This window comes from Variovorax sp. J22P240 (assembly GCF_030316855.1).
Classification (GTDB): domain Bacteria; phylum Pseudomonadota; class Gammaproteobacteria; order Burkholderiales; family Burkholderiaceae_C; genus Variovorax.
On the sequence record NZ_JASZYR010000001.1, the window covers coordinates 251,265 to 276,728 of the forward strand.

The window sequence follows — 25,464 nt, forward strand, 5'->3', positions numbered from 1 at the left end:
ATGCCACATAGCGTTTCACTGATCAACACCGTTGCGGCCGGCCTCGGGCTCGCGCTCGTCCTCGGCTTCCTGGCGGCGCGGCTGCGCTTGCCGGCGCTCGTGGGTTATCTGCTGGCGGGTGTGATCATCGGGCCCTTCACGCCCGGCTTCGTCGCGGATGCGAGCATTGCCGCGCAGCTTGCCGAGATCGGCGTGATGCTGCTCATGTTCGGCGTCGGGCTGCACTTCTCGCTCGACGATCTGCTCGCGGTGCGAAAGATCGCGCTGCCCGGGGCGCTGGTGCAGATCGCGGTCGCCACGCTGCTCGGCGGGGCGCTGGCCACGTGGTGGGGCTGGAGTCCGGGCGGGGCCCTGGTGTTCGGGCTAGCGCTGTCGGTGGCGAGCACGGTCGTGTTGCTGCGCGCGCTCGAGAGCCTGGGCATCCTCGAAACGTTCACCGGCCGCATCGCGGTCGGCTGGCTGGTGGTGGAAGACCTCGCGATGGTGCTCGTGCTGGTGCTGCTGCCGCCATTGGCCGGCGCGCTGGGCGGCACCGGGGGCGCCGGTGACGGCACTCCCCTGTGGCAAACGCTGGGGCTCACGCTGCTGCAGGTCGGCGGCTTCGTCGCGTTGATGCTGGTGGTCGGGCGGCGCGTGTTCCCGTGGGTGCTTTGGCAAGTCACTCGCACGGGATCGCGCGAGTTGTTCACGCTGTGCGTGGTGGCGGCCGCGGTGAGCATCGCGTTCGCATCGGCGGCGCTGTTCGGCGTGTCGTTTGCGCTGGGGGCCTTCTTTGCCGGGATGGTGATGCGCGAGTCCGAGTTCAGTCACCGTGCCGCACAGGAATCGCTGCCGCTTCGCGACGCTTTCGCGGTGCTGTTCTTCGTCTCGGTCGGCATGCTGTTCGATCCTTCGGTGCTGATCGAGCGTCCGCTGCAGGTGCTGGCCGTGGTGCTGGTGATCGTCGTCGGCAAGTCCGTGGCGGCCTGCGCGCTGGTGCTGCTGTTTCGCTACCCCCTCGGCACCGCGCTGACGGTGAGCGCGAGCCTGGCGCAGATCGGCGAGTTTTCCTTCATCCTGGCTGCGCTGGGCGCGGGGCTGGGCTTGCTGCCGCCCGAGGGCCAGAGCCTGTTGCTGGCCGGCGCGCTCATTTCCATCTCCACCAATCCGTTGTGGTTCAGCCTGATCGAGCCGCTGCAGAAATGGCTGCACGCGCATTCGTCCTTTGCGCGCGGGCTGGAGGCCCGGGACGATCCGCTGGCCGAGCTGCCGATGAGCACGGAGGCCAAGTACCTGTCACGTCAGGTGGTGCTGGTCGGCTACGGTCGCGTCGGGCGACGAATCGCCGCGGCGCTCAAGGCGCACGACATCCCTTTCGTGGTGGCGGAGCAGAACCGCGAACTCGTGGAGAAGCTGCGCAGTGAAGGCATGGCAGCGGTCTGGGGCGATGCGGCGGACCCGGCCGTCCTCATCCAGGCCCACGTCGCCCGCGCGCGCGTTCTCGTGGTGGCCACGGCCGACGCCATGAACGTGCGGCAGATGATCGAGACGGCGCGCACGCTCAACCCGTCGATCGAAACAGTCATCCGCAGCCACAACGAGGACGAGGCCCGTCTGCTGACGCAGGAAGCGGCAGCGACGGTGTTTCTCGGCGAGCACGAACTGGCCCAGGCCATGGCCCGTGCGGTCTTGCTGCGCGCAGCCAGCGTCTGAGCGGATCAGAGGTCTTCGATCACCAGCGTCCGGTATCGCTGCGCGATCGAATAGGGCACCTGGCGGACGTGGACCATCAGGCGTTCGGCCGTGGCCTCGTTCTTCGTCCTGACCATCAGTGCCGTATGGCCCTCCCGGGCGAGTTGGGTATAGGCGCGGACCGTGGCAGCGTCGGTGCCGGCCGAAGGCAGGGGGCTGTCGGAATCGTGGATGGTGGGCGTGATCTGCTCGAGGACGATGTGCGGCGGGATCAGGTAGACCTCGTCACCGCTGAAGCCGTCCTCGATCAGTTGGTGCCCGACACGGCTGGCATCCTGCGCGTCCGGAAACATCACCACGGAATGGCCCGTAGGGTAGAACGCGCCGCCGAGGGTCGCGGTCATGTGCTTGTCTAGCGTGAAATGCTTCATGTCTCCTCCTCATGATGGATTGGACGATACATCTAGCTTAGGCCTGGCTCCAGCCGAGCGCTGTAGGGAAAGCTTGGTGGCGAAACGGAAATTGCCCCAAAGTGCCTCTTGCGGATTTTCAGGATTTGCGTATTTAATTACGACTGGTCACATTTGTGACGATTCGTGAAAATTGTCGCTAGGCATTATCCGGAGGGGTGAATAGGATCGTTTTGTCTTATCGCTGTCCATTCCTTTCCCCCGCTAATTCCATGTCGCAATTGCGAAATATCGCGCTCACCGTCCAGGAACTCGAAGAAGGCGAGTTCTATTGGGTATTGATGGAAGCCGCCGACTACGGCGTGGAGGATGCGCTTTCCTACCTGCCGATCGAAGCGGCGGGCGATCCCCACCTCACCTACGCCAATGCCTTGGTCGCAGGTGTCGCAGCGATCCGGAAGATGTTTGGCAAGGACGGTCCCCGCACGACGGATGTGCGCGGACCTTGATTCTGGGGACACCATGCGAAAACTAGGAGCGGCCATCGCCGCAGGCACCGCGGCGTTGATCGTCGCAGGCTGGTTCTATCGGCCTTCCACATCGGCCGAGTGGGCCGCGTGGGTCCAGACGCTGGGCGTGCTGGTGGCCATCCTGTGGGCGGTCCGGCTGCAGATCGCGGCCTCGAAGCAAGGCGAGCGACAGGCCGCGCAGGTTGCCGCCATGTTCGCGAACAACATGCACTGGGTCTTCCGCGAACTGAACGACGCCTGCGGCAAGTGCAGCTGGGACGACTACACGGTGCACCGGCGCATCCTCCACGAGGTTCTTGCGCAAGGTCGCGAGGTGACGTTGCAACTGCTTGATGGGCGCTCGCTGGCCATGGTGAGCAGCCTTCGCACCATTGCCGTCGAAGCGCTCGAAATGACCGAAGGCCATGGCCAGGACGGCAACTGGGCTCGCCTGCACAACTACTTCGATCGCCGGCTGCCGAGCATTTCCGCCTGGATGTCGGCGACGGGCAATCCGCCGGAGAGCAGCGGACCGACGGACTACGCAGGGTTGAGAACGTCCTTCGGCTAGAGGCTCATCCCCAGGTGTCGGTCTGGCGCAAGGCCGCATACAGCGTCTTGAAACGCGCGTGGCGCGCAGCGTACGTGGCTGCGGGCGCCGAGTTCGGTTCGAAGCGCTGTCGCACTTCCGGCCGGCGGCAGACTTCCGCCTCCGCTCCTCCATCCGCCAGCCACGCGAGTCGTGCCGCGCCCATCGCCCCGCCAGCCTCGCCGCCTTCGCATGCGGCGAGCGGCGTTTCGAGAATGTCCGCCAGCAACTGCGCCCACCATGAACTGCGCGCGCCGCCGCCGACGAGAACTAGATCGCCGCTCGGCCTGGCGAGCGTGTCCAACCCGTCGCGCAGGCCGAAGCTCACGCCTTCAACCACGGCATACGCGACCTCGGCCGGTCCGTGAGCGTGCGTCAGTCCGAAGAGCACGCCTTGTGCATTCGCATCGTTGTGCGGCGAGCGCTCGCCTGAAAGATAGGGAAGAAACAGCGGGGCGTGGCGGCGCGCTTCGGCGTTCAAGGTCGCCGCGGCCGCCAACAAGGAGGCTTCATTGCCGAGGCCGAAGCTGCGCGCGGCCCAACTCACCGCACTCGAAGCCGACAGCATCACCGACATCTGGTGCCAACGTCCCGGCAGCGCATGGCAGAAGGCGTGCACCGCGCGGTCGGGATCTGGCGCGAAACGATCGCCGCAGACAAAGATGACCCCTGAGGTGCCGAGCGAGACGAAGCCTTGGCCGGCCGTGACCAAGCCCATCCCGACGGCGCTCGCCGCGTTGTCGCCGCCACCGCCCGCGATCGGTATGTTGGCTGTCAGGCCCCAGCGCGCCGCCAGTTCCGGCTTCAGTCTGCCTGCCACGGCGTTGCCTTCGACGAGGCCGGGCATCTGCTGGCGACTGAGCCCGCAGGCCGCGAGCAGTTCGTCCGACCAGTCGCGCGCGCCCACGTCGAGCCACAAGGTGCCCGAGGCGTCCGACATGTCGCTCGCGAGCGTGCCGCTCAGCCTGTGGCGCAGCCAATCCTTCGGGAGCAGAACGCAGGCCGTCCGCGCGAACAAATCCGGCTCGTTTTCCTGCATCCACAGCAGCTTGGGGGCCGTAAAGCCCGGCATGGCGAGGTTGCCGGCCATCGCGGTCAGGCGCGGCACGCGCGCCATGAGCTCTTCGCATTGCGCGGCGCTGCGGCCGTCGTTCCAGAGGATGGCGGGGCGCAGCACCTCGCCAGCCGCGTCGATGGCCACGGCCCCATGCATCTGCCCCGAGAGCCCGATGGCACGCACGGCCGACAACGCGTGCGCACAGCTTCGATGGAGCGCGGCCATGACGGACTCGAGCGCTTCCCACCATTGCGCGGGCGCCTGCTCCGACCACAGCGGCGCGGGCCGGCTCACGGAAAGCGCCGCGCGGGCCAACGCGACGATGCGATGGTCCTTGTCCAGCAGCAGCGCCTTCAACTCTGAAGTGCCGAGATCGAGGCCGAGGTACACGGCGGACCTTCAGGCGAGGCTGCCGAAGCGGCTGTCGCTCTGGCGCCGGAACTCGGTCGGCGTCATGCCCTTGATCTCGAGAAAGCGCCGGTTGAAATTCGCGACGTTGTTGAAGCCGACCTGGTAGCAGATGTCGGTCACGTAGTGGTCGGTCTGCATCAGCAGATGGCAGGCGCTGTTGATCCGCACGCGGTTCACGAAGTCGGTGAAGCTGTTGCCCGTCGAGCGCTTGAAGAAGCGGCTGAAGCGGCTCTCGCTCATGCCCAGTTCGGTGGCGATGTCCGCCATCACGATCGGCTCGGCGAGGTTGGCGGTGATGCGGTTGACGATGACGTTGATCTGGTCGACCTCGGCGTCGCCTTCCACGCCCTGCATCTGCACGTTGGAGAGCAGGCGGTAGTCGGTGCATTGGGCCAGGTCGGCGAGGTATTCGAGGAAGCGCGCAAGGCGCTGCAAACCGTGCGCTGCCTTCACGGCATTCCAGTGCGCCATGGCGCGATCCGCCAGCCCGAAGAACTCGATGCCGTGGCGCGAGCGTTCGAGCAGTTGGAGCGCTTCGCGCAGTTCGGAAATCTCGGCCGCGGCGCGCTCGATGGGTTCGTGTCGGAACTGGATCACACGGTCGCGGCCGGCAGCGCCGCCCTCGGGCGCGTCGAGCGAGATCCAGTTGTGCGGCAGGCGCGGTCCGCACAGCACGAGATGGCCAGGCTGGAAGGGACCGATCCAGTCGCCCACGAAAGCCTTGCCGGAGGTCTCGGTGATGAGGTGCAGCTCGTACTCCTCGTGGAAGTGCCAGCGCACGAGCGGGCTCGGAAAGCCATGGGCCAGGCAGCGCACGAGGCCTGTTTCTTCAGGCGCCTCGTAGCCAAGGGAAGGTGAGCGCGCGATGTCGCGTTCGAGTTCGGGCTCGCGATGCCGGGGCAGGTGTCGTTGGCGTTGCGATGTCATGAAAGGGTCCTTCTCATGCACCTTCAACTCATGACGTTACCACCGTCGACATTGAGCGTTTGCGCCGTGATGTATCGCGCTTCATCGCTGGCCAGGAACACGACGGCGCCGGTGATGTCGTCGGGCTTGCCCATGCGGCCGAGGGGGACTTCGAGGCCGACCCGGCGCTTCTTCTCGCCGGGGGCGAGATTTTCGTACCTGGCAAAAAGAGAGTCGACCTGATCCCACATCGGCGTGTCGACCACGCCCGGCGAGATGGCGTTCACGCGGATGCCGCGCGGCGCCATGGCGAGCGCGGCGCTCTGGGTGTAGCTGATGACCGCCGCCTTGGTCGCGCAATAGTGCGACACCAGCGCTTCGCCGCGCCGCCCGGCCTGCGAGGCCATGTTGATGACCGAGCCGCCCTGAACGCCGGCATCGACCATGTGCTGCAGCACGCGCTGCATCACGAAGAACATGCCCTTCACGTTGACGGCGAAGAGGCGGTCGTACGCGGCCTCGCTGCTTTCTAGCAGCGGCGCCATCTCGAAGAGGGCGGCGTTGTTGACCAGCGTGTGGATGGCACCGTGCGACGCCTGCGCCGCGAACAGCATGCCGCCGATCGAGGGTAAGTCGGTGACGTCCGTTGCGACATAGGCCAATGCGTTCGGGTGCTTGCGCCGCAGGGCCTGCACGCCATCGGATGGGTCTTCCGCCAGATCGGCCAGCGTGCAGCGAGCGCCCTCGGCCAAACAGGCTTCGGCGATCGCGAGCCCGATGCCGCCACCTGCGCCGGTGATCAGGACGTGGCGCTCCGCAAGACGACCGGTCATTTGCCGCCTCGCTGGATGAAGGCCTGAACGCGCGCATCGGCCTTGCGCATGGCTTCGACGAGTCGCCTATCGGCGGCCGTGTCGCCCCACAAGGTCCCGTCGGCGCTCATCGCGGCGACGGGATCCGACGCGTCGCAGATGGCGTGCGCCGCAGCCTCGTCCATGCCCTGGTCCTGGTAGACATAGGGGAGCGCTCCCTTGTGCCAGCGTTGCAGGAAGGCAAGAAAAAGGGCCGGCAGCATCGCCACGCTCTCGATGCTCTCGCCGCGCGCCAGCCGCTCGTGGACGGTGGGCGCGATGAAGCCGGGAATCTTCGAGAAGCCATCCATTGCCACCCGCTGGTTGGTGTCGCGGATTGCGGGATTGCCGAAGCGCTCGAGCACGACGTCGCGGTAGACCGGCAGGTCGACCGGGCTCGGTCGCCCAGGCGAGTGCAGGCAGGGAATGACGTCATCCGTCACATAGTCGAAGGCCATGCGCCGGATCGCTGGCCTGTGCGTGCCTTCGTGGATGTAGTGCAGGCCGACCAGCGTGCCGGCCCAGGCGATGCAACTGTGGCTTGCGTTGAGGATGCGGATCTTGGCCTCTTCGTAGGGCGACACCGAATCCACCAGCTGCACGCCGACGCGCCCCCAGTCGGGTCGGCCGTTGACGAAGTCGTCCTCGATCACCCACTGGATGAAGCTCTCACCCGTCACCGGCGCGGCGTCGTCCCACCCCGTGGCCTGGAACACGCGCTGGCGCAGTTCGGGCGGCGGCCTTGGTGTGATGCGGTCGACCATGGCATTGGGGCCGCTGGTTTGCTTGCGTACCCAGTCGAGCAGTTCGGGTTGCCCGGCACGCTCGATGAACTCCAGCAGTCCCTTGCGAAAGCGGTCGCCGTTGTGGCGAAGGTTGTCGCAATTCAGCAGTGTCACCGGCCCGGCATTCGCCGCGCGGCGCGCGCCCAGGATCGCGCAGACCGCGCCGTAGATCGTCGTACCGGGCTGGCCGTTGCGCGCCCGCTCGAGGTCGTTCGCGAGATCGGCGGCGCCGAAGTCGAGGCGGTCCTTCGAATCGAGGTAGTAGCCAGCCTCCGTCACCGTGAACGAGATCACTCGCGTGCGCGGATCGGTGCCTCGGGCGATGACTTCCTTCAGGTTCGCGTCGTACGGAAGAACCTCGCGGATCGATTCGATACGCTGGTATCGGTACTCGCCGGCGGGTGAAACCGTCTCGAGCGTGTAGTGCCCGCCCTGTGCACGCAGGGCGCTTTCGACGTCAGCCATGTCCGGCCGCAGGTTGGCGCCGACCAGCGACCAGCGCATGTCGCCGGCGTCGATCAGCGCTTGCAGGTACACGGCCTGATGCGCGCGATGGAACGAGCCGAGTCCGAGGTGCAGGACCACGAAGTCGGAAGGAGTGGAATCGGCCATGGCAGTGTCAGGCGGCGACGGTGCGGCCTTCGCGGTTGAAGAAGTGGAGCACCGATGGATCGAGTTCGACCCTCACCGCGTCGCCAGCCTGCAGGTCGGTGCGATCGTTCTGGCGTGCGACCAGCGGTACGCCGCCGACGTCGATGTGGATCAGTGTGTCGGCGCCCAGGGCTTCGATCAGTTCGACCCGGGCGGGCGCGCCCGACCCCTGCCCCTGGTGGACGCGCAGCCCTTCCGGCCGCACGCCGAGGAAACCGTCGCTCGGCAGCCGGCCGCCCGTCAACGCCGAGAAGCTCGGTATGGCCTTCGCCTCGACCATGTTCATCGACGGCATGCCGATGAACTGCGCGACGAACTGGTTGGCCGGGCGGTCGTACAGGTCCATCGGCGTGCCGACCTGCTCGATCAGGCCGTCGCGCAGCACGACGACGCGGTCGGCCAGCGTCATGGCCTCGACCTGGTCATGGGTCACGTAGATGCTGGTCGCGCCGAGTGCGCGGTGCAGCTTGTGGATCTCGACGCGCGTGTTGCCGCGCAACGCTGCATCGAGGTTGGAGAGCGGCTCGTCGAAGAGAAACACCTTGGGCGCCCGCACGATCGCGCGCCCGATCGCCACGCGCTGCCGCTGGCCGCCGGAGAGTTCCTTCGGTGTGCGGCTCAGGTACTGCGTGAGGTTCAGCGTTTTGGCGGCGTGGTCGACTTTGGTCTTGATGACGTCCTTCGAAACTTTGGCCAACTTGAGCGCGAAGGACATGTTGTCGTACACGCTCATGTGCGGGTAGAGCGCATAGCTCTGGAACACCATCGCGAGATCGCGCTTGCCGGAAGGCGTGTGAGTGATGTCCTTGCCGTCGAGCGAGAGCTTGCCGCTGGTGATCGGTTCGAGGCCGGCGATCAGCCGCAGGAGCGTCGACTTGCCGCAGCCCGACGGGCCGACGAACACGATGAACTCGCCCTTGTCGATTTCGAGGTTCACGCCCTTGATGACATGGGTGTCGCCGAAGCTCTTCTGGATGTTGTCGAGTTGGAGGTAGGCCATCAAATGACTCCTTGAAGTTCTTTCGTTGCCGCCAATGCGGCACGTGTCCGAGTCGCGGGCCGCCACGGAGCCGGCTCCGCCGGGCCGCACGCGGCGCCCCCGGCAGGGGGGTGGCGAAGCGACACGAAGTGCGCGAAGGCTGGGGGCGAGCTCATTTCACGGCGCCGAAGGTCAGGCCTTGGACGAGTTGCTTCTGGCTGAACCACCCGAACACCACGATGGGCGCGATGGCCATCAGCGAGGCGGCGGAGAGCTTGGCCCAGAACAGACCCTCGGGGCTGGAGTACGAGGCGATCAGCGTCGCGAGCGTGCCGGCCTTGGCGGAGCTGAGGTTCAATGCCCAGAAAGCCTCGTTCCAGCTCAGCACCAGGCACAGCAGGCCGGTGGAGGCCAGCCCGCCGATCGACAGCGGCAGCACCACGTGGCGGAACTCGGTCCACAGGCTGGCGCCGTCCATACGGGCTGCCTCGAGGATCTCGGGCGGGATGTCCTTGTAGCTCGTGTAGAGCATCCACACCATGATCGGCAGGTTGGACAGCGTGAAGACGATGGTGAGCGCCGTGCGCGTATCGAGCAGGCCCGCGGTCTGCGCGATGACGTAGATCGGCACCAGGGCGCCGACGGCGGGCATCATCTTGGTCGAGAGCATCCACATCAGGATGTCGCGCGTGCGCCGGGTGCGGAAGAAGGCCATCGAGTAGGCGGCCGGCGCGGCGATGAGCAGGCCGATGACCGTCGATCCCACGCTCGTGATCAGGGAGTTCTTCGCGAAGAGCAGGTAGTCGCTGCGCCGCTGCACTTCCGCGAAGTTCTCCAGCGTCGGCTCGAAGATGAAGAGCGGCGGGACGTGGATGGCCTGCAGTTCGGTCTTGAACGAGGTCAGCACGAGCCAGCCCAGCGGAAAGAAGAGCAGCAGCGACGCGACCCACGCGCCCACGGTGCGCAGGCCCAGGGAGAGGATGTTTTCGGTTTGCATGCCGGTGCCCTCAGTCGAGGTTCTTTCCGATGATCCGGATCAGGAAGGCGGCCACGATGTTGGCCAGCACCACCGCGAAGAGCGCGCCCGCCGAAGCCACGCCGACGTCGAAGTTCATCAGCGACTGCTTGAAGATCAGGTAGGTGAGGTTGGTGCTCTCGTTGCCCGGGCCGCCATTCGTCGTGACCGCGATCTCCGCGAACACGGAGAGCAGAAAGATCATCTCGATCATGATCACGACCGCCATCGGCCGGCCCAGGTGAGGCAGGGTGAGGTAGCCGAAGCGCTGGAAGGCGGTGGCACCGTCCATGCGCGCGGCCTCCATCTGCTCGCGGTCGAGCGATTGCAGCGAGGTGATGAAGATCAGGCAGGCAAAGGGCAGCCACTGCCAGGCGACCATGATGATCACGGAGAACAGCGGCACGTCCGTCAGCCAGTCGACCGGCTCTGCGCCGAAGCTGCGCCAGAGGTCCGCGAGGATGCCGTAGATCGGATTCATCATCATGTGCTTCCACAGCAGCGCATTCACCGTCGGCATGACGAAGAAGGGCGAGATGAGGAGCACGCGCACGATGCCGCGGCCGGGGAAGGGCTCGTTGACCAGCAGTGCGAGCCCCACCCCGAGCACCACCGTGATGATGATGACGCTGCCGATCAGCACCAGCGTGTTCCACACCGCCGGCCAGAAGTCCGGGTCGGTGACGAAATAGTGGAAGTTCTCCAGCCCGTTGAACGTTCGTTCGCCCGGCTGCATGAGGTTGTAGTTGACGAACGAGAAGTAGATCGTCATCGCCAGCGGCACGAGCATCCAGAGGAGCAGCGTGACCACGGCCGGCGCCATCAGCGCGCGAGGCAACAAGCGGTTCATAAGAAGACCCCCAAGTCTTTCGTCGTGAGCTGCCGCGGACCCGGCTTCGCCGGTCCGCTGGCAGCGTCCCCCGCGGGGGGAAGGAGAAGCGACACGCAGTGCGCGCAGCCTGGGGGGCTACTTGTAATACCCACCTTTTTTCATCTCGCGTTCGGCGGCGGTCTGCGAGGTCTTCAAGGCCTGGTCGACCGTGACCTTCCCTGACAGCGCCGCGCTCATCTGCTGTCCGACCGCCACGCCGATCGCCTGGAACTCGGGGATGGCGGCGTACTGCACGCCGACGTACGGCGACTTCGGCAGCGTGCTGTCGTTCGCGTTCGCGGTGTCGATGGCCTTCTTCTCGGCTTCGGCGAAACGCGCCGCCTTCATGAACTCCGGCGATGCATAGGTGGACTTGCGCGTGCCGGTCGGCACCGTACCCCAACCGTGCTCCTTGGCGACAAGCTTGACGTAGTCCTTCGAAGTCGCCCATTTGACGAAGGTCTGTGCCGCGTCGACCTTCTGCGAGCTGGCCGGAATCGCAAGTGCCCAGGCCCACAGCCAGTTTGCGCCCTTGGGCGTGACGGCCACCGGCGCCTGCGCGAAGGCTACCTTGTCGGCCACCTTGGACTGCTTGGGATCGCTCACGAAAGAAGCCGCGATGGTCGCGTCGACCCACATGCCGCACTTGCCTTCGTTGAAGAGCGCGAGGTTCTCGTTGAAGCTGTTGGCCGAGGCGCCGGGCGGGCCGTAGGCCTTCATGAGGTCGACGTAGAAGTTGATCGCGTCATGCCAGGGCTTGGTGTCGATCTGCGGCTTCCAGCTCATGTCGAACCACTGGCCGCCGTTGGTGTTGACCATCGTCGTGAGCAGCGCCATGTTGTCGCCCCAGCCGGGCTTGCCGCGCAGGCACATGCCGTAGACGCCGGCCTTCGGGTCGTGGATCTTGCCGGCGAGTTCCTTCACCTGCACCCATGTCGGTTGGTCGGGCATCTTGAAGCCGACCTTGTCGGCCAGGTCCTTGCGGTACATCAGCATCGAGCTCTCGCCGTAGAAGGGCGACGCGTAAAGCTTGCCGTCGGCCGACAGGCCATTGCGCATGGCGGGCAGCAGGTCGTCGACGTCGAAGTTGGCGTCCGTGGCGATCGGCAGCAGCCATCCCTTCTTGGCCCAGATCGGCGTCTCGTACATGCCGATGGTCATCACGTCGAACTGGCCGCCCTTGGTCGCGATGTCGGTCGTGACGCGCTGGCGCAGAGTGCCTTCCTCGAGCGTCACCCACTTGAGCTTGATATCCGGATTCGCCTGCTCGAAGAACTTGGTGAGCTTCTGCATTTCGATCATGTGGCCGTTGTTCACGGTGGCGATGACCAGTTCGGTCGCGGCATGCGCCAGGCCTGTGCCCGCGATCGCGAGCGCCAGGCCCGCCTTCAGAAAGCGCTTCATGAGTTGTCTCCTTGTGGTCGACGACAGGCGGTCGCCGTGGCCGGATTCTGGAGACTCTGGCTTGCAGGTTTGGTACTGGCTCAGCCGATTTCGATACTTGGATGCACCACTTGATCGGTGACTTCCCTAGTTTCGGAAAGCAGGGATGTGAAAGGCATCGACGCTCCCTCAGGGTTTACGCAGATAGGCGGCAGTCTCAAGAAATCTACAATATGGACACTCATCCACAATATGGACGGATTGAAAATGCCCCTCGATGACTCGGACCCCAACCCGAAGACCCCTTACCAGTACCCGAACCCACCGGATGCGCTGCCCGAGATCGTGGTGCCGCACGCCATCCCGACGGACGAACGTCTGTGGGTGCCGCAGGCGGAGAACGTCTGGTTCCGACCGCTGTGCCTGAACGCGAGCCAGGGCTACTGGATGAATCTGCTGCGCGTGCGCAAGTCGGGCGTGCTGAGCCGCCATCGGCATCCGCAGGCGGTGCACGGCTTCGTGCTGAAGGGCCGCTGGCGCTATCTCGAGCACGACTGGGAAGCCACCGAGGGCAGCTACGTGTTCGAGCCGCCCGGTGAAACCCACACGCTGTACGTGCCGGAGGACGTGGAGGAAATGATCACGTACTTCCAGGTGAACGGTGTCATGTACTACACCGACCCCTGGGGCAAGGGCATGGGCTACGAGGACGTGTTCACCAAGATCGACATGTGCCGCAAGCATTTCGAGGCGGTGGGCCTGGGCGCCGACTTCACCAAGCAGTTCATTCGATGAGCGAGAACTACGGCCGCGCGAGCTACGACTTCGCCAACGCCGTGGCGGTCGTCACGGGCGGAGCGAGCGGCATCGGCGCTGAGGTGGTCGCGCACCTGCGGCGCTGCGGCGCGCGCGTGTCCGTGTGGGACATGGCCGTGTTGGCGGATGACGATGCGTGGAAGGTCGACGTGACGGATCTCGACAGCGTCGAACGCGCCGCGCAGGAAGTCGTGAAGCGCTTCGGCCGCATCGACTTCGCGGTCAACAGCGCGGGCTTCGCAGGGCCGACGATGCCACTCGATGCCTACGACCCGCTCATGTGGCGGCGCATCGTCGACGTCAATCTCGTCGGCACCTTCAACGTCTGCCGCGCTGTGGTGCCGTATCTGCGCGCAGCGGGAGCAGGGCGCATCGTCAACATCGCGTCGCTGGCCGGCAAGGAAGGCACGCCCAACGCCTCGGCCTACAGCGCGGCCAAGGCGGGTGTGCTGGCGCTGACCAAGTCGCTCGGCAAGGAACTGGCGACGACCGGCATCCTCGTCAACGCCATCGCGCCGGCCGCGGTGCACACGCCGATCCTGGCGCAGATGTCGCCCGCGCACGTGCAGACCATGATCGACAAGAGCCCGATGCAGCGTCTCGGCGAAAGCATCGAAGTGGCCGAGATGGTGGCGTGGCTCTGTTCGGGCTCATGCACCTTCAACACCGCATCCGTGTTCGATCTTTCGGGCGGACGCGCGACCTACTGAATCTTCGCGGCGAGGCGCTCCCCGTGCGCAACGCCATCACTTTTTTCCAACACCACCAGAGACATTCATGATTCGATTCGCACAAAATCTGCGCCGCGTCGCGGTCCTGTCCATGCTGCCCGCCGCGGCAGTGCTCGCTGCCGGCCAGGCCTCGGCCCAGGCGCGGGACTTTCCCAGCAAGCCGATCGAGTTGGTCGTGCCCTTCCAGCCTGGTGGCGGCACCGATGCGCTGGCGCGTGCTTTCGCCGACGCGACCCGCAAGCACATGCCGCAGAGCATGATCATCGTGAACAAGCCCGGCGCGAGCGGCGCCATCGGCTGGCAGGACGTGATCAACGCCAAGCCGGATGGCTACCGCCTCGCGGTCGTCACGGTCGAAGTGACCACGCTGCCGCACATGGGCCTCGCGAAGTTCACCTACGAGGACATGACGCCCATCGCGCGTCTCAATGCCGACCAGGCCGCGATCACCGTGCGTGCCGATGCGCCATGGAACACCGTCGAGGAGTTCCTTGCCGCAGCCAGGAAGGACAGCGGCAAGCTCAGCATGGGCAATGCCGGCAACGGATCGATCTGGCACCTGGCGGCCGCCGCGCTCGAGGACAAGACCAGCGTGAAGTTCAACCACACGCCGTTCCAGGGCGCCGGCCCCGCCGTGCTCGCATTGCTGGGTGGTCATATCGACGCCGTGGCCGTGAGCCCGGCCGAGGTCACGACCTACGTGCAGGCCGGCAAGCTGAAGACGCTGGCCGTGATGGCCGACCAGCGCGTGAAGGGCTTCGACAAGGTGCCAACGCTGAAGGAGCGTGGCATCGACCTGACCATCGGTACCTGGCGTGGCATCGCGGCGCCGAAGAACACGCCGCCGGAAGTCGTCGCCTACCTGAAGGACCTGAGCAAGAAGGCGTCGGACGAACCCGCCTTCCGCGAAGTGCTGGAGAAGCAGAACCTGGGCTTCGCCTACGCCGACGACGTCGCCTTCAAGGCCGTCATGTCCAAGGACAGCGCCTACTTCAAGACGCTGATGGGCAAGCTGGACCTCAAGAACTGATCGCGCGCGACATGACTTATCAGGCAGAACTTTTCAAGGGCAAGCGAGCACTGGTAGCGGGTGCCACGCAGGGCATCGGTGCCGTCATCGCCAACCACCTTGCCGCACTCGGCGCTGAGGTGACAGCACTCGGCCTGGGTGCCGGCGACGGCACGCTCGACGCGGCGGTCGAGGTCAGGCAGGCCGACGTGACGTCGAATGAAAGCCTCGAGGCGGCACTGTCCAACATCGACCGTCTCGACATCGTCTTCAACTGCGCGGGCATCATCCAGCGCGGCGCAGAGCACGACCTGGAGGTTTTCCAGAAAGTGCTGAACGTGAACCTCACGGGCACGATGCGCGTGTGCACCATGACGCGCGAGCGGCTGAAGGCGAGCCGGGGCTGCATCGTCAACACGGCCTCCATGCTCAGCTTCTTCGGGGGCGGGTTGGTCCCCGGCTACGCGGCCAGCAAGGGCGGTGTGGCGCAGCTCACCAAGTCGCTGGCCATCAGCTACGCGGCGGACGGCATCCGGGTCAATGCAATCGCTCCTGGCTGGATCGCCACGCCTCTGACGAAGCCGCTGCAGGACGACCCTTCGCGTGCCGGCCCGATCCTGGCGCGGACGCCGCTGGGGCGCTGGGGCACGCCGGACGACGTGGCGCGCGCGGCGATGTTCCTGTGCACGCCGGCGGCATCGTTCATGACGGGAGTGATCCTGCCGGTGGACGGTGGCTACATGGTGGCGTGAGGGCGATGGCGCAAGGCGAGCGGTATGAAAGGCACGAGGATAATGACCCGGCCTCTTCGGCCCTTCCTTCACTCGCTGGTCTCACTGTCCGTTCCATGCCCGCTCCCCGGTCTACTCCCGCCACCCCTTCGCTCGCCGAGGAGTCCGTCCAGGCGAAGGTCGCCGGCACCGCGGCGTTCTCCAAGTTCATGCGCGTGCTGCAGTTGGTGGCGGATGCCGAGGATCCGGTCAATGTCGCTGCGCTGATGCGCGCGAGCGGCTATCCGCGGCCGACCGTGCATCGCATCGTTGCCGCGCTGATCGCCGAACGCCTGCTGGTGGAAAACCAGAACAGCGCGAACCTGGCGCTCGGCCCGCGACTGATCCAGCTCGCGAGCCGGAGCTGGGGCCGGTCGGAATTGCGGCTGGCCGCCGTCGATGAACTCAAGCGCCTGCGTGACCTAACCGGCGAGACGGTGCACCTGGCCGTGCCCAACGGCACGAGCATGGTCTACATCGAGAAGCTCGAAAGCCCGAGCGCGGTGCGCATGGCCTCGCGCATCGGCACGAGCGTCTCGCTGCACTCGACGGCGGTGGGCAAGGCGTATCTGGCCGCCCTCGACGACAAGACCTTCAGGGGCTTGGTCAAGGGCCTTCCCATGTCTCGCTACACAGACAAGACCACGGTCGAGCCGGCCGCCCTGCGCGCCCAGATCGAACAGACGCGCGAGCGGGGCTGGTCGGTGGACAACGAGGAAAACGAAGCGGGCATCTTCTGCTTCGGCGCCGCGATCCGCGGAGCGGGCGGCGTGCCCGTGGCGGCCATCAGCGTCAGCACGCTGATGTTTCGCCAGAAGGAAGACCCGGAGCAAGCCTACGTGGCGCCGCTGCTCGAAGCGTGCCGGGTGATCTCGGAGCGCATCGCGCAGACGCCATCGCTTTCATCCGGCGACGTCCTCTAGCCTTCGTCGGCTTGCGTCGGGAGGCCGAAGCGACTTCAGGCAGCTTGCAGCGTTGTCGTGCGTTCGCCGAGACGGCTGCTCCATGCCGCCAGTGCCAATGCGCCCAGCGTGATGGCGGCACCCGCCCACGGCAGATCGGCGAGTGGGGCACCGGCAGCCAGCATCCCGCTGCCGATCCACGCGCCGGTCGCGTTGCCGAGGTTGAACGCACCCTGGTTGAGCGTCGATGCCAGGTTGGGCGCGGCATCCGCATGCTGCACGATGAGCGTCTGCAGCAGGGGCACGAGCGCGAACGAGAGGGTGGTCCACAGCAGCATCAGCACGACGGTCGCAGCCTGCATCGGCAGCACGAAATGCATGAGCGCCAGCACCAGCGCGTTGAGTCCGAGCACCAGCAGCATCGACGGCACCAGCCGCCGGTCCCCGAGCCGGCCGCCGACCGTGCTGCCGATGGTCAGGCCCACGCCCAGCAAAAGCAGGATCGGCGCGACCGCCGCGTTCGAGAATCCGCTCACCTGCGTGAGCAGCGGCGCGATGTAGGTGAACACGCAGAACAGGCTTGCCGAAGTCAGCGCGCTGGTTGCCAGGGCCAGCAGCACGCGGCGATCCGCCAGCACGGTGAACTCCCGCAGGATGTTGCCCTTCTGCATCTCGATGTGCCGCGGCAGCAGCACCACCAGCGAAGCGACCGCGGCCAGCGCGATCACCACGATGGATGCAAAGGTCATGCGCCAACCGTAGTGCTCGCCGATGATGCGGCCGAGCGGCACGCCGAGCACATTCGCCAGCGTGAGGCCGGTGAACATGAGCGCAATCGCCTGCGAGCGCTTGCTGGGCGCCACCAACCCTGCTGCGACGACCGAGCCGATACCGAAGAAGGTGCCGTGCGCGAGCGCGGTGATCACGCGGGCCGCCATCAGCAATCCGTAGTTGGGGGCCAGTGCGCAGAGCAGGTTGCCGAGCACGAAAAGAGAAGCCAGCGCGATCAGCGTGGCCTTGCGCGGCAGCCGCGCCGTTGCCACGGCGAACACCGGTGCGCCGACCACGACGCCCATGGCGTAGCCGGTGACCAGCAAGCCTGCATGGGAGAGGGTGACGCCGAGGTCGAGCGCCATGTCGGGCAATAGCCCCATCACGACGAATTCGCTGGTGCCGATCGCGAACGCGGCGGCAGCGAGGGCCAGCAGGGCGACGGGCATGCGCGACGGAGTTGCGAGCGCCGGATCGGTCGGAGTGGTCATTGGATGGGAGATTAGGGTTAACCCCTATTATCCCGGACGACCCGTCTCAAGTCGCAGGCAAAAGGGAATTCCGACGGAACTCCGTCGCATAAAACAACAGTGCGACCACCGCAAAGGCGCCGCCGAGGAGGCACAGGCCGCCCCATCCGTGAAATGCATAGATGGCCGCGGCCAAGCCGGATGCAACGGCGGCGCACATGAAGATGAAGGTCAGGAACAGGCCGTTCAGCCGTCCGCGCAGCTCAGGCGCCAGGATGTAGAGGTTGCGCAGGCTGAGCACGTTGCACAACTGGACAGCACCATCGAGCAGGATGCCAGCCGCGACCAGACCCGTCAGCGAGCGGTAGTGGACTGCCACGGCGCCCAGCCCGAAGGACAGTAGTGCGGCGACGATGGCCAGGCCCGTCGCCGGCCGCGTGAGTCCGCGGTCCGCCAGGCGCCCGGCCCACGGTGCCGCCAGCGCTCCGGCAGCGCCTGCCAACGCAAACAGCGCGATACCGCCCTGGCCCAGTCCGAACTCGTGGGCGAGCGCGAGCGGCACGGCGGTCCAGAACGCCTGGAAGCCCGCGAACATCATCCCCTGGTAGAAGGCGCGCCGGCGCAGCAGCGGCGTGCGCCAGACGATGCCGGGCAGCGAGGCCATGGTGCGGGCATAGCCGGTCGAGGCGTGCGGCTGGCGCTGGGGCAGTGCGCGCCACAGCACGACGGCCAGCGTCGCCATCAATACCGCGGAAATGGCGAATACGGCGCGCCATCCGAAGGCTGCGGCGATCAGGCTCGAAAAGGGGCGCGCGAGCATGATCCCTGCCAGCAGCCCCGCCATGATGTTGCCCACGACCTTGCCGCGCGTCGCCTCCGGCACGAGGTGCGAAGCCAGGGGCACCAGCACCTGGGCCGCCACGGCGCAAGTCCCGACGAGAAACGAAGCCGCGAGGAAAGTCGCTGCCGAATTCGACAGCGCGATGCCGACGAGCCCGATGACGGCGCCCACCATCAAGACGGTGATCAGCCGCCGGTTCTCCACCACGTCGGCCAGCGGCACCAGCATCAGCAGGCCGGCACCGTAGCCGAGCTGGGTCAGCGTCATGATCAGGCCGGCCAAGCCCGCATGCAGCTGGAGCGTGACGGCGATCGGCCCGATCAGCGGCTGCGCGAAGTAGATATTGGCGACGCAAAGCCCGCACGCGATGGCGAACAGGATGGTCAGTCCGGTGGACAGCCCGGCAGGCGCGACGGCGGATGTCCCGCGGGGAACGGAGTCTTGGGGATGGGGCACGGAGAGGTCTCGCAACGGACTCCAGGGCTCGCCCTGGGTGGAGGGCCGGCACCTTAGCATGTCTCCCGAGAACGTGCCGACGGACTTCGAAGGCAGCCCGCGCCCGCCGCCCTCTCCTTGGCTCGGCCGGCCGGCCGTTGCGTTGATGGAAAATGCCCTGCTCCCCCGAAAGATCAAGCACTTATCCAATGCTGACAACGAATTACGGCAAGCAGGTGCTTTCTGTTGCACCGATGATGGATAGGGCCAACGTTTGGTATTCATGCGGGTCTCCACGGTTTCGTGCCCAAATCGTGCCCAAATTGGCTTGCGTCGTCGGTCGTGACTGTTGGTCCAATCACTCCGCGATTGCCACTGGTGAACCGGCGCCAGACTGCCGCCCTCGGGCCTGACATATCGGCCGCCAGAACGGGCCCTCAGAAGGCCCCCAGAGCCCGACCGGCAGGGGTAGTAGCACCTGGGGTTAGAAGCGCCCCAGAACCCCCTGATTTCGCCTGTGTGGGCCGGCCCCGAGTTCACAATGGCATGGGTGTTGTGCACCATCTCGGAGGCCATCCATGCAGAACCTTGAGCAGCTTCAGGCCCGCCTGAACTCCGGTCCGGACCAGACTATCAGCATGCTAGCCTCGGCGACCTTCACTGGCCTGTTCCGCAGGCTGATTGCGGTGCTGGAGGCCGGTGGCGTTCCCCACGAGGAAGCCGAGACCACCGCCAGCGACGTGACGCTGGGCCTGCTGAACTCGCTCAGCGGGGCCGGCGACAAGATGGTCGCGGCCATGTCGCAGGCAGCGGCTTCGGCTTCGGCAGCGACAAGGCACTGAGCCGCACACCAGCTCAACGGCCTATCCGCTGCCCGTGCAGTGTTGGAATGGTCGACAGTGTGATGATTCGGACGAGGCATATGGCGACAATGTAAAACTGCCGCTCAACTGCCAGACCGACTCATCATGAAGAAATTACTCGCCGCATCCGTCGCCGTCGCTGCTGCCGCGTTCGGTGCACCGGCCTTCGCGCAGTTCCATGACAACAGCCGGCTCTACGACTCGTTCTCGATGGGGTTCGAATCACTGCCAGACAAATCGGCCGCACACCTGCTGGACCTGTGCAACGACTTCAGCGGACAGACTGACACCATCAGTAATCTTCGGGCCGCCGGGACACCGCGAGCAGACCTGATCAAGGAACTGGACAAGCGCCTGCCGGCGAACAGCAAGACGAACATCGCCGTGCGCACGATCACCCGAACCATCGTGGATGTGGTCTATGACTACCCGGTCAGTGCACGGCCCCAGATCGCCAGCGCCGTGAACAGCACTTGCATCGCAGCCAGTGCCGGCGTGAGGAAGTGACCCGAACTTCACAAGGCCCGCAAACGCAAATACAGGAAATCCTGTAATTGCACCGGTGGTCGCCAACCTTGCCGAACGCCCTGTCGTTGGTGCCGGCCGCATCGCGCAGCACTGCAGGGCGATGGGTAGGGCAGCGGCAACGGCATCGAGCGCGACGCGACACTGAGGCGGGCGACGGAATCAGGCACGCGAAAGATTCCGTCGTCTACGATCGACGAATGTTGATCGCCCCAGCCCAGCCCGGCTTCCAATACAACCTGGAGGAGATGCTCGATCGCTCGCACCAGTTGCATGAGCGAGTTTTCGAGATCCTTGGAGACGACGGGTTCCATGACGCTCCGCGTTCGGAAGCGGCCGTCGGCATGTGCTTCGTGGCGCTGGAGCATTCAGATGGTCTTCGTGCCCTGATGGCACTTGCGCTTCCTACTTCTGCGGTAAGCCTGATGCGCCACCAGTTCGAGGCGCTTACACGCGCAATGTGGTTGCTCTACGCAGCTCCCGAGTCGGCAGTCGTCAAACTGCTGGCACCGCTCACGTTGGAAAACGAGCAGGCAGCCAAGAACCTGCCCGGGGCCAGCGACATGATCGAGGATCTGCGGAAGCGCGTTGGAAACCCCGGTGAAGGCGTTCCGTCCGCCGCCCATCAGATGCTTGCCCACTTCAAGGAAGTGACTTGGCCGGCCATGAACTCGTTCGTGCATGGCGGCCTGCATCCACTGCGCCGCACATCCGACGGGTTCCCGCTGATGCTGGCGCTGCAGATCATCCGCAACTCGAACGGCTTGGCAACGATGACTGGGATGACGCTGGCGGTGCTTACCGGCGATCAACTGATCGCGAGCGCGATGTCGCGCATCCAGCGCGATTTCGCCGACTGCCTGCCGGATCTTCTGGAGCGAACGCCTGCAGCTTGACGTCGCAGGTGCGGCAAGGCACATGCCACAACACTAACGAGACATCCTCATCGGATAGCATACCCGGCTACTTGGAGCCGGAATGCCCGCAAAAATAGTTTCGCTTATCAACATGAAGGGTGGAGTGGGGAAAACCACTCTCGCGGTCGGACTTGCGTGGGAGTTGGCAAAGAAGCATCGTGTCCTTTTGGTGGATATTGACCCGCAATTCAATGCCACGCAATGGGTGGTGAATGCAGACACGTACTTGACTTGGTTGAAAACGAAGCACACCGTTTTAAATGTTTTTCAGCCGCAAGCCTTGAATCAAGCCGGCGGCGGAACAACGCCTCCAATAAAGCCTACTGAAAAAACCGCCATCATTCCGGTGAAGCACAACGGAAAGACCCTGCATGTTTTGCCTTCTGCTTTAGACCTGATGAAATTGGATGCTGCTCCCCGTGGAACAGAAAATCGACTGCGGGTGTTTCTTGATGGAGTAAAGTCTAATTTTGATTTTATTCTCATTGACTGCCCGCCGACTGCTTCGCTATTTAGTTATAGCGCCTTCTTAGCATCCGATGCGTATCTGGTCCCAGTAAAGCCCGACCCACTTTCAGTTCTGGGCCTGCCGCTACTCGAAAAAGCAATGCTGGACTACGAAGAGCGATCAGGTCAGGAATTGCTGCGACTCGGTCTGGTATTCACGCAAGTGCGCCAGACCCCAGCAATGGAGGCAACGATGAGAGAAGTCCGACTCCAGTATGCTGGAGAAGTTTTCAAGGATACGATACATCAGACGACTGGCGTAGCTGAGGCGGTCGAAGAGAACAAACCCCTTCAATATTTTGACCGTCAAGGGAAATTCCCTGAGGTGAAAGCGGCACTGACGGGAATATGCGCAGAATTTGAGCGAAGAGTGAGGGAAAAACTTTGAGAAATATGACATCTCGCCAGAAAGGTCTGTACCTCGTCGCAAGACTATATGAGTTGGCGGCCGAGTTTTCCGATCAGGAACTGCAGGAAATCTCCAATGACCAGTCGCGACAGCCGGCAAGCCCGGCCATCAAGCACGCGATTGACGCGCTAATTCAGCTCCATCGGGAAGTGGAAAGTATTGAGCCGCCCGAGGCTGTGAAGAACTCTAAATCTTCTTCTGGAAAAGTTATTTCGCCAACCGCTGAAGCGTCTTCCTTGGCTGACTTGCTCGGCGATAGAAACTCATTTCCAACTGTGGCAGATATTGCAAACGCACTCGAAATTCCTGCCCGATCGAAGGAGTCGCGAGAACGCTACATTGCCCGCGTTTCTCGGCTGGTCGGAGCGATGGATTCTCGCGGTCGAAAGCTGCTTCTCAGGCGAGTCGCAGATGGAATGGACAGCAAACCTGGCAGCTTCATTTCGAGTTGGTCAAGGCTTATCAAGGAGATGTGATGGCCACTGCACTGCCGCAGCGCCAAGCGTCCATCGCAGATCAAACAAAGCAAGATTTCAAGGCATACTGGGATAATGCCGAGAAAAGTCGCCTTGACAACCCTGCAGCTCAGCGAACACTAATTGCATCGGCGCACAAATATGCGGTGTGCTTCTCGTATCTATCGCGGGCAATGACAGCTCCGCCGGTGGAGTTGGAACCGCATCAACGCATTTTTTTTCAAGAACTGACCTCGGATGCCGTGCACTTGGTGCACGCATTGACGGGCGGCGACGCCAGAGGGGCACGCTTCTATCTGCGGAGTGTCATTGAGAATTTCTGGCGACACCATTATTTTCGGGATCATGTAGTCGAATATGGATGGCTGCACACTCGGGATAAGTATCACCATGAAATGAAGCAATTGAGGGAGCACTGTAGTTGGCTGACATGTTTTCAGGGAGAGCTGCAGCCTCTCATGACAAACCTGCCGCGACTGTATGCGGAATTGTCGGCGGCTGTTCACAGCACCTCGTCAAGGACGCTTGTGCTGAGGCAAACGTTGGACGACATTCGTCTTCTCGATGTACAAGTAAGCGAAATCACCAAGGATCTCCTCGGCACTTTAAAGGTCTGTTTAGCTCTCTGTATATTTTCAGAGAGAGAGATTTATCTTGGCTTAGGGACAAAGGTCCAAGAGTTTCTAATGAACTCCTTGTCGGTTGCGCAGAAAAGATTGGTTCAAAAAGCCTTTTTGAAGGCAGAGGCTGAAGCTGAGGCTGCTGCCGCCAAGGCGGCATGAAACTAAGACGCTGGCGAAACGTGCGCGCCTTCCGTTAGGCGGTGGTCCCCGCCTTATTTCGGTAAGGCTTAGTAGTTTCAGGTGTGGTGTGTTTTGGTTTAGCTCAACATCTTCGAACCTCGGGCTCTATTCTGGCCAAATCTTCTTGATCGCATAGTATGTTCCAGGCAACTCAGAACCATACCGCCTGTCTCTTCTGCTCCATTCCTTCGGAGCGGGTGATTGCTGAAAATTCGCTGGCCTATGCGATCCGCGACGGCTTTCCCGTGTCGCCCCTTCACACTCTCGTCATCCCCAAACGCCATGTCGTGGACTTCTTCGGCCTGACTCCTGCCGAACTGAATGCCTGTACAGAGTTGCTCCACGCATTGAAGGCCGGCATCGAGAAAGAAGATCCGACCGTGGCCGGCTTCAACATCGGCATGAACGCCGGGGAGGCTGCCGGGCAGACGGTCTTCCACTGCCACATCCACCTGATACCGCGCCGAGCTGGCGATGTCGAAGATCCGCGAGGCGGTGTGCGTCACCTTATGCCCGGCAAGGGTCACTACTAGCCGTGGGCGCCATCCCGGTCCCGGCCCTCTACACGGCGCACGCCCCGCCGAAACCCACCCTGCAGGATCAATGGCGAGCCATCAATCTGTTTGGGCGGAATGTCGCAAGCTACAAGTTCGCGCTGGCCGAGGCGTTACTCACACTGGCCCCGGCCGGTGGAAACGTCGTTCGCCTTGACGAACTGGCGAAGCCGTTCGCGCTGGCGGTCTGCCGCCACCTGCACCTCGAGGACAAGCAATCCACCTCGGCGAGCAGCAGCTTTCTGGCCGAATGCCGTCGCTTCAACCAAAGCGAGATCGACGAGACGCAGCTGATTGCCACGACGCTTGCCAAGGGCTTCAACAATGTCATCGACGCATTCCATGTCGTCGGTCAGGGAGACGTGCCACAAAGGTTTTTCATCGACGAGCGGGCGACCTCCAGCGGCATCCGGATCACGGACGATTTCAGCCGGTTACTTGAGACCGCCTCCGCCTTGGACTTGCCCAATGAGGTAGAGGCTCGGTGGCGGCTAGTGGAGACCGCGTGGAGACTGCAGGTAGGTAGGGCGATGATTGCAGCCTACGACGACGATTCAGGACAGCTGTTGCTGCCCAATAGGTCCATGCGGCGAGTGGCCGTCACCAGCTGCCGGGATGCATTGAACGGCTATCAGCAGGGCAAGTGCTTCTACTGTTCCTCGCCGATCACCGTTGTGCAGAGCGAGAACTTGGCGGACGTGGATCATTATTTTCCTCACGCCTTGCGCCCCACCGAGGTCGGTCATGCGATCAACGGTGTTTGGAACCTGGTGCTGGCGTGTCGCGCCTGCAACCGTGGAGAGGGCGGCAAGTCTGCCCGCGTTCCGCACGAAGATCTGCTCGCCCGGCTGCACGCCCGCAACGAGTTCCTGATCGGAAGCCACCATCCGCTGCGTGAGACACTGATCGCGCAGACGGGTACGACCGAGGCCGGACGACGAGCCTATCTGACGGAGTTCGACGGCGCTGCCATCTCGAAGCTGATTCACCGCTGGAAGCCTCGCGACTAGTTCACGGCCAGTCGATTCGGCCGTGCCTGTCACTGGTCGATACTCGCCTCCACAGGAGTAAACGACATGGACAACAGAGTTCCGCTTCCCACCGACAACATCTACAAGTTCTATGCCTTGTTTGGGCTGCTGCTCTTCATCTTCGGAATCGGTGCGGGAATCGTTCAAAACAAGGCCACGAACGACTTCATGGTCCGGTCATACATCGAGCTGGAGTCGCTGAAGTCAATCGAAAAGCCGACCTCAGTAGAGAACCTGAAGGCAACAGTGCTCGAACGCATGATCGACGTCGAGACGAGCGACAAGCAGACGTTTAAATGGAGCTTGGCGATCATCTCGGCAGCCGGCATCCTCTTGATGATCTATGGCTTCCATAGGTGGCATACGCAGATCCAGCCGGCGCAGGATGAGTTGCTGCAGCTTCAAGTCGAAAAGCTGCGGCGAGAGGTGGCGGGACTGGCGGGACAGCCTGCCGCTGTTCCGACTTCCGCGGCCGGTTTGCCTTCACGTATTGACCAAGCCGCACCCACCCTGACGTCGGCCGCTGCGGCGACCTGATATCGGCGC

28 protein-coding genes are annotated in these 25,464 nt (G+C 64.0%); 17 read left to right on the forward strand and 11 right to left on the reverse strand.

The window, feature by feature from the left end; genetic code table 11:
• Complete coding sequence (locus QTI24_RS01295; protein WP_286597814.1) at positions 1-1,692, forward strand: cation:proton antiporter domain-containing protein; 1,692 nt, start codon at positions 1-3, stop codon at positions 1,690-1,692.
• A 5-nt stretch (positions 1,693-1,697) separates the two neighbouring features.
• Here QTI24_RS01295 and QTI24_RS01300 read toward each other — a convergent pair whose 3' ends face one another.
• The gene (locus QTI24_RS01300) at positions 1,698-2,102 is read right to left on the reverse strand and encodes a hypothetical protein (protein ID WP_286597815.1); all 405 of its coding nucleotides are present in this window, start codon (positions 2,100-2,102) and stop codon (positions 1,698-1,700) included.
• A gap of 251 nt (positions 2,103-2,353) precedes the next feature.
• On the opposite strand from QTI24_RS01300, the gene QTI24_RS01305 reads away from it, so the two are divergent.
• Together QTI24_RS01305 and QTI24_RS01310 are read left to right on the forward strand one after the other, a co-directional pair.
• Entirely contained in the window at positions 2,354-2,590 is a 237-nt protein-coding gene (locus QTI24_RS01305; RefSeq protein ID WP_286597816.1) for a hypothetical protein, read from the forward strand.
• 13 nt (positions 2,591-2,603) lie between these two features.
• On the forward strand, positions 2,604-3,161 hold the full coding sequence (locus QTI24_RS01310; RefSeq protein ID WP_286597818.1) for a hypothetical protein: 558 nt from the start codon (positions 2,604-2,606) through the stop codon (positions 3,159-3,161).
• A gap of 4 nt (positions 3,162-3,165) precedes the next feature.
• On the opposite strand, the gene xylB is transcribed toward QTI24_RS01310, so the two are convergent.
• The 8 genes from xylB to QTI24_RS01350 all read right to left on the reverse strand — a co-directional run bounded on the left by xylB (position 3,166) and on the right by QTI24_RS01350 (position 12,109).
• Entirely contained in the window at positions 3,166-4,626 is a 1,461-nt protein-coding gene (xylB, locus tag QTI24_RS01315; protein WP_286597819.1) for a xylulokinase, read from the reverse strand.
• Positions 4,627-4,635: 9 nt separating this feature from the next.
• The gene (locus tag QTI24_RS01320) at positions 4,636-5,574 is read right to left on the reverse strand and encodes an AraC family transcriptional regulator (protein ID WP_286597821.1); all 939 of its coding nucleotides are present in this window, start codon (positions 5,572-5,574) and stop codon (positions 4,636-4,638) included.
• Between the two features lie 23 nt (positions 5,575-5,597).
• Entirely contained in the window at positions 5,598-6,386 is a 789-nt protein-coding gene (locus QTI24_RS01325; protein ID WP_286597823.1) for an L-iditol 2-dehydrogenase, read from the reverse strand.
• Positions 6,383-7,801 (reverse strand): D-arabinitol 4-dehydrogenase, encoded by a 1,419-nt coding sequence (gene dalD, locus QTI24_RS01330; protein WP_286597824.1) that lies wholly within the window; start codon positions 7,799-7,801, stop codon positions 6,383-6,385. The genes QTI24_RS01325 and dalD overlap by 4 nt, the downstream gene beginning before the upstream one ends.
• 7 nt (positions 7,802-7,808) lie before the next feature.
• Positions 7,809-8,840, reverse strand: coding sequence for an ABC transporter ATP-binding protein (locus QTI24_RS01335; RefSeq protein WP_286597825.1), 1,032 nt, complete (start codon positions 8,838-8,840; stop codon positions 7,809-7,811).
• Between the two features lie 151 nt (positions 8,841-8,991).
• Positions 8,992-9,816, reverse strand: coding sequence for a carbohydrate ABC transporter permease (locus QTI24_RS01340; protein ID WP_286597826.1), 825 nt, complete (start codon positions 9,814-9,816; stop codon positions 8,992-8,994).
• A gap of 10 nt (positions 9,817-9,826) precedes the next feature.
• Positions 9,827-10,684 (reverse strand): carbohydrate ABC transporter permease, encoded by an 858-nt coding sequence (locus QTI24_RS01345; RefSeq protein ID WP_286597827.1) that lies wholly within the window; start codon positions 10,682-10,684, stop codon positions 9,827-9,829.
• A gap of 117 nt (positions 10,685-10,801) precedes the next feature.
• Positions 10,802-12,109, reverse strand: a complete 1,308-nt coding sequence (locus QTI24_RS01350; RefSeq protein ID WP_286597828.1) for an ABC transporter substrate-binding protein — start codon at positions 12,107-12,109, stop codon at positions 10,802-10,804.
• Between the two features lie 246 nt (positions 12,110-12,355).
• On the opposite strand from QTI24_RS01350, the gene QTI24_RS01355 reads away from it, so the two are divergent.
• The 5 genes from QTI24_RS01355 to QTI24_RS01375 all read left to right on the forward strand — a co-directional run bounded on the left by QTI24_RS01355 (position 12,356) and on the right by QTI24_RS01375 (position 16,337).
• Positions 12,356-12,883: a 2,4'-dihydroxyacetophenone dioxygenase family protein gene (locus tag QTI24_RS01355; RefSeq protein ID WP_286597829.1), complete on the forward strand. Its 528-nt coding sequence runs from the start codon at positions 12,356-12,358 to the stop codon at positions 12,881-12,883.
• Positions 12,880-13,614: an SDR family NAD(P)-dependent oxidoreductase gene (locus QTI24_RS01360; protein ID WP_286597830.1), complete on the forward strand. Its 735-nt coding sequence runs from the start codon at positions 12,880-12,882 to the stop codon at positions 13,612-13,614. Before QTI24_RS01355 ends, QTI24_RS01360 begins: the two co-directional genes overlap by 4 nt.
• A 67-nt stretch (positions 13,615-13,681) precedes the next feature.
• A complete protein-coding gene (locus QTI24_RS01365) occupies positions 13,682-14,665 on the forward strand; it encodes a tripartite tricarboxylate transporter substrate binding protein (RefSeq protein WP_286597831.1) in 984 nt (327 codons plus the stop codon).
• A gap of 11 nt (positions 14,666-14,676) precedes the next feature.
• Positions 14,677-15,396 (forward strand): SDR family NAD(P)-dependent oxidoreductase, encoded by a 720-nt coding sequence (locus tag QTI24_RS01370; protein WP_286597833.1) that lies wholly within the window; start codon positions 14,677-14,679, stop codon positions 15,394-15,396.
• A gap of 95 nt (positions 15,397-15,491) precedes the next feature.
• Positions 15,492-16,337 carry an IclR family transcriptional regulator gene (locus QTI24_RS01375; protein ID WP_286597835.1) on the forward strand — a complete coding sequence of 282 codons (846 nt, stop codon included), beginning with the start codon at positions 15,492-15,494 and terminating at the stop codon, positions 16,335-16,337.
• Between the two features lie 35 nt (positions 16,338-16,372).
• Here QTI24_RS01375 and QTI24_RS01380 read toward each other — a convergent pair whose 3' ends face one another.
• Positions 16,373-17,536, reverse strand: a complete 1,164-nt coding sequence (locus tag QTI24_RS01380; RefSeq protein ID WP_286599236.1) for an MFS transporter — start codon at positions 17,534-17,536, stop codon at positions 16,373-16,375.
• 88 nt (positions 17,537-17,624) lie between these two features.
• A complete protein-coding gene (locus QTI24_RS01385) occupies positions 17,625-18,854 on the reverse strand; it encodes an MFS transporter (RefSeq protein WP_286597836.1) in 1,230 nt (409 codons plus the stop codon).
• Positions 18,855-19,411: 557 nt separating this feature from the next.
• Here QTI24_RS01385 and QTI24_RS01390 point away from each other — a divergent pair.
• The 9 genes from QTI24_RS01390 (at position 19,412) to QTI24_RS01430 (ending at position 25,455) form a co-directional block, all read left to right on the forward strand.
• A complete protein-coding gene (locus QTI24_RS01390; RefSeq protein ID WP_286597837.1) occupies positions 19,412-19,675 on the forward strand; it encodes a hypothetical protein in 264 nt (87 codons plus the stop codon).
• A 126-nt stretch (positions 19,676-19,801) separates the two neighbouring features.
• Positions 19,802-20,203, forward strand: coding sequence for a hypothetical protein (locus tag QTI24_RS01395; RefSeq protein WP_286597838.1), 402 nt, complete (start codon positions 19,802-19,804; stop codon positions 20,201-20,203).
• A gap of 218 nt (positions 20,204-20,421) precedes the next feature.
• Positions 20,422-21,117 (forward strand): DUF6988 family protein, encoded by a 696-nt coding sequence (locus QTI24_RS01400; protein WP_286597840.1) that lies wholly within the window; start codon positions 20,422-20,424, stop codon positions 21,115-21,117.
• 82 nt (positions 21,118-21,199) lie between these two features.
• A complete protein-coding gene (locus tag QTI24_RS01405) occupies positions 21,200-22,033 on the forward strand; it encodes a ParA family protein (protein WP_286597842.1) in 834 nt (277 codons plus the stop codon).
• A 5-nt stretch (positions 22,034-22,038) separates the two neighbouring features.
• Positions 22,039-22,530 (forward strand): hypothetical protein, encoded by a 492-nt coding sequence (locus tag QTI24_RS01410; RefSeq protein WP_286597843.1) that lies wholly within the window; start codon positions 22,039-22,041, stop codon positions 22,528-22,530.
• Positions 22,530-23,312, forward strand: coding sequence for a hypothetical protein (locus tag QTI24_RS01415; protein ID WP_286597844.1), 783 nt, complete (start codon positions 22,530-22,532; stop codon positions 23,310-23,312). The genes QTI24_RS01410 and QTI24_RS01415 overlap by 1 nt, the downstream gene beginning before the upstream one ends.
• Positions 23,313-23,470: 158 nt before the next feature.
• Complete coding sequence (locus QTI24_RS01420; RefSeq protein WP_286597845.1) at positions 23,471-23,866, forward strand: HIT family protein; 396 nt, start codon at positions 23,471-23,473, stop codon at positions 23,864-23,866.
• A gap of 2 nt (positions 23,867-23,868) precedes the next feature.
• The gene (locus tag QTI24_RS01425; RefSeq protein ID WP_286597846.1) at positions 23,869-24,897 is read left to right on the forward strand and encodes an HNH endonuclease family protein; all 1,029 of its coding nucleotides are present in this window, start codon (positions 23,869-23,871) and stop codon (positions 24,895-24,897) included.
• A 66-nt stretch (positions 24,898-24,963) separates the two neighbouring features.
• Positions 24,964-25,455 (forward strand): hypothetical protein, encoded by a 492-nt coding sequence (locus QTI24_RS01430; RefSeq protein WP_286597848.1) that lies wholly within the window; start codon positions 24,964-24,966, stop codon positions 25,453-25,455.
• Positions 25,456-25,464 lie beyond the last annotated feature (9 nt).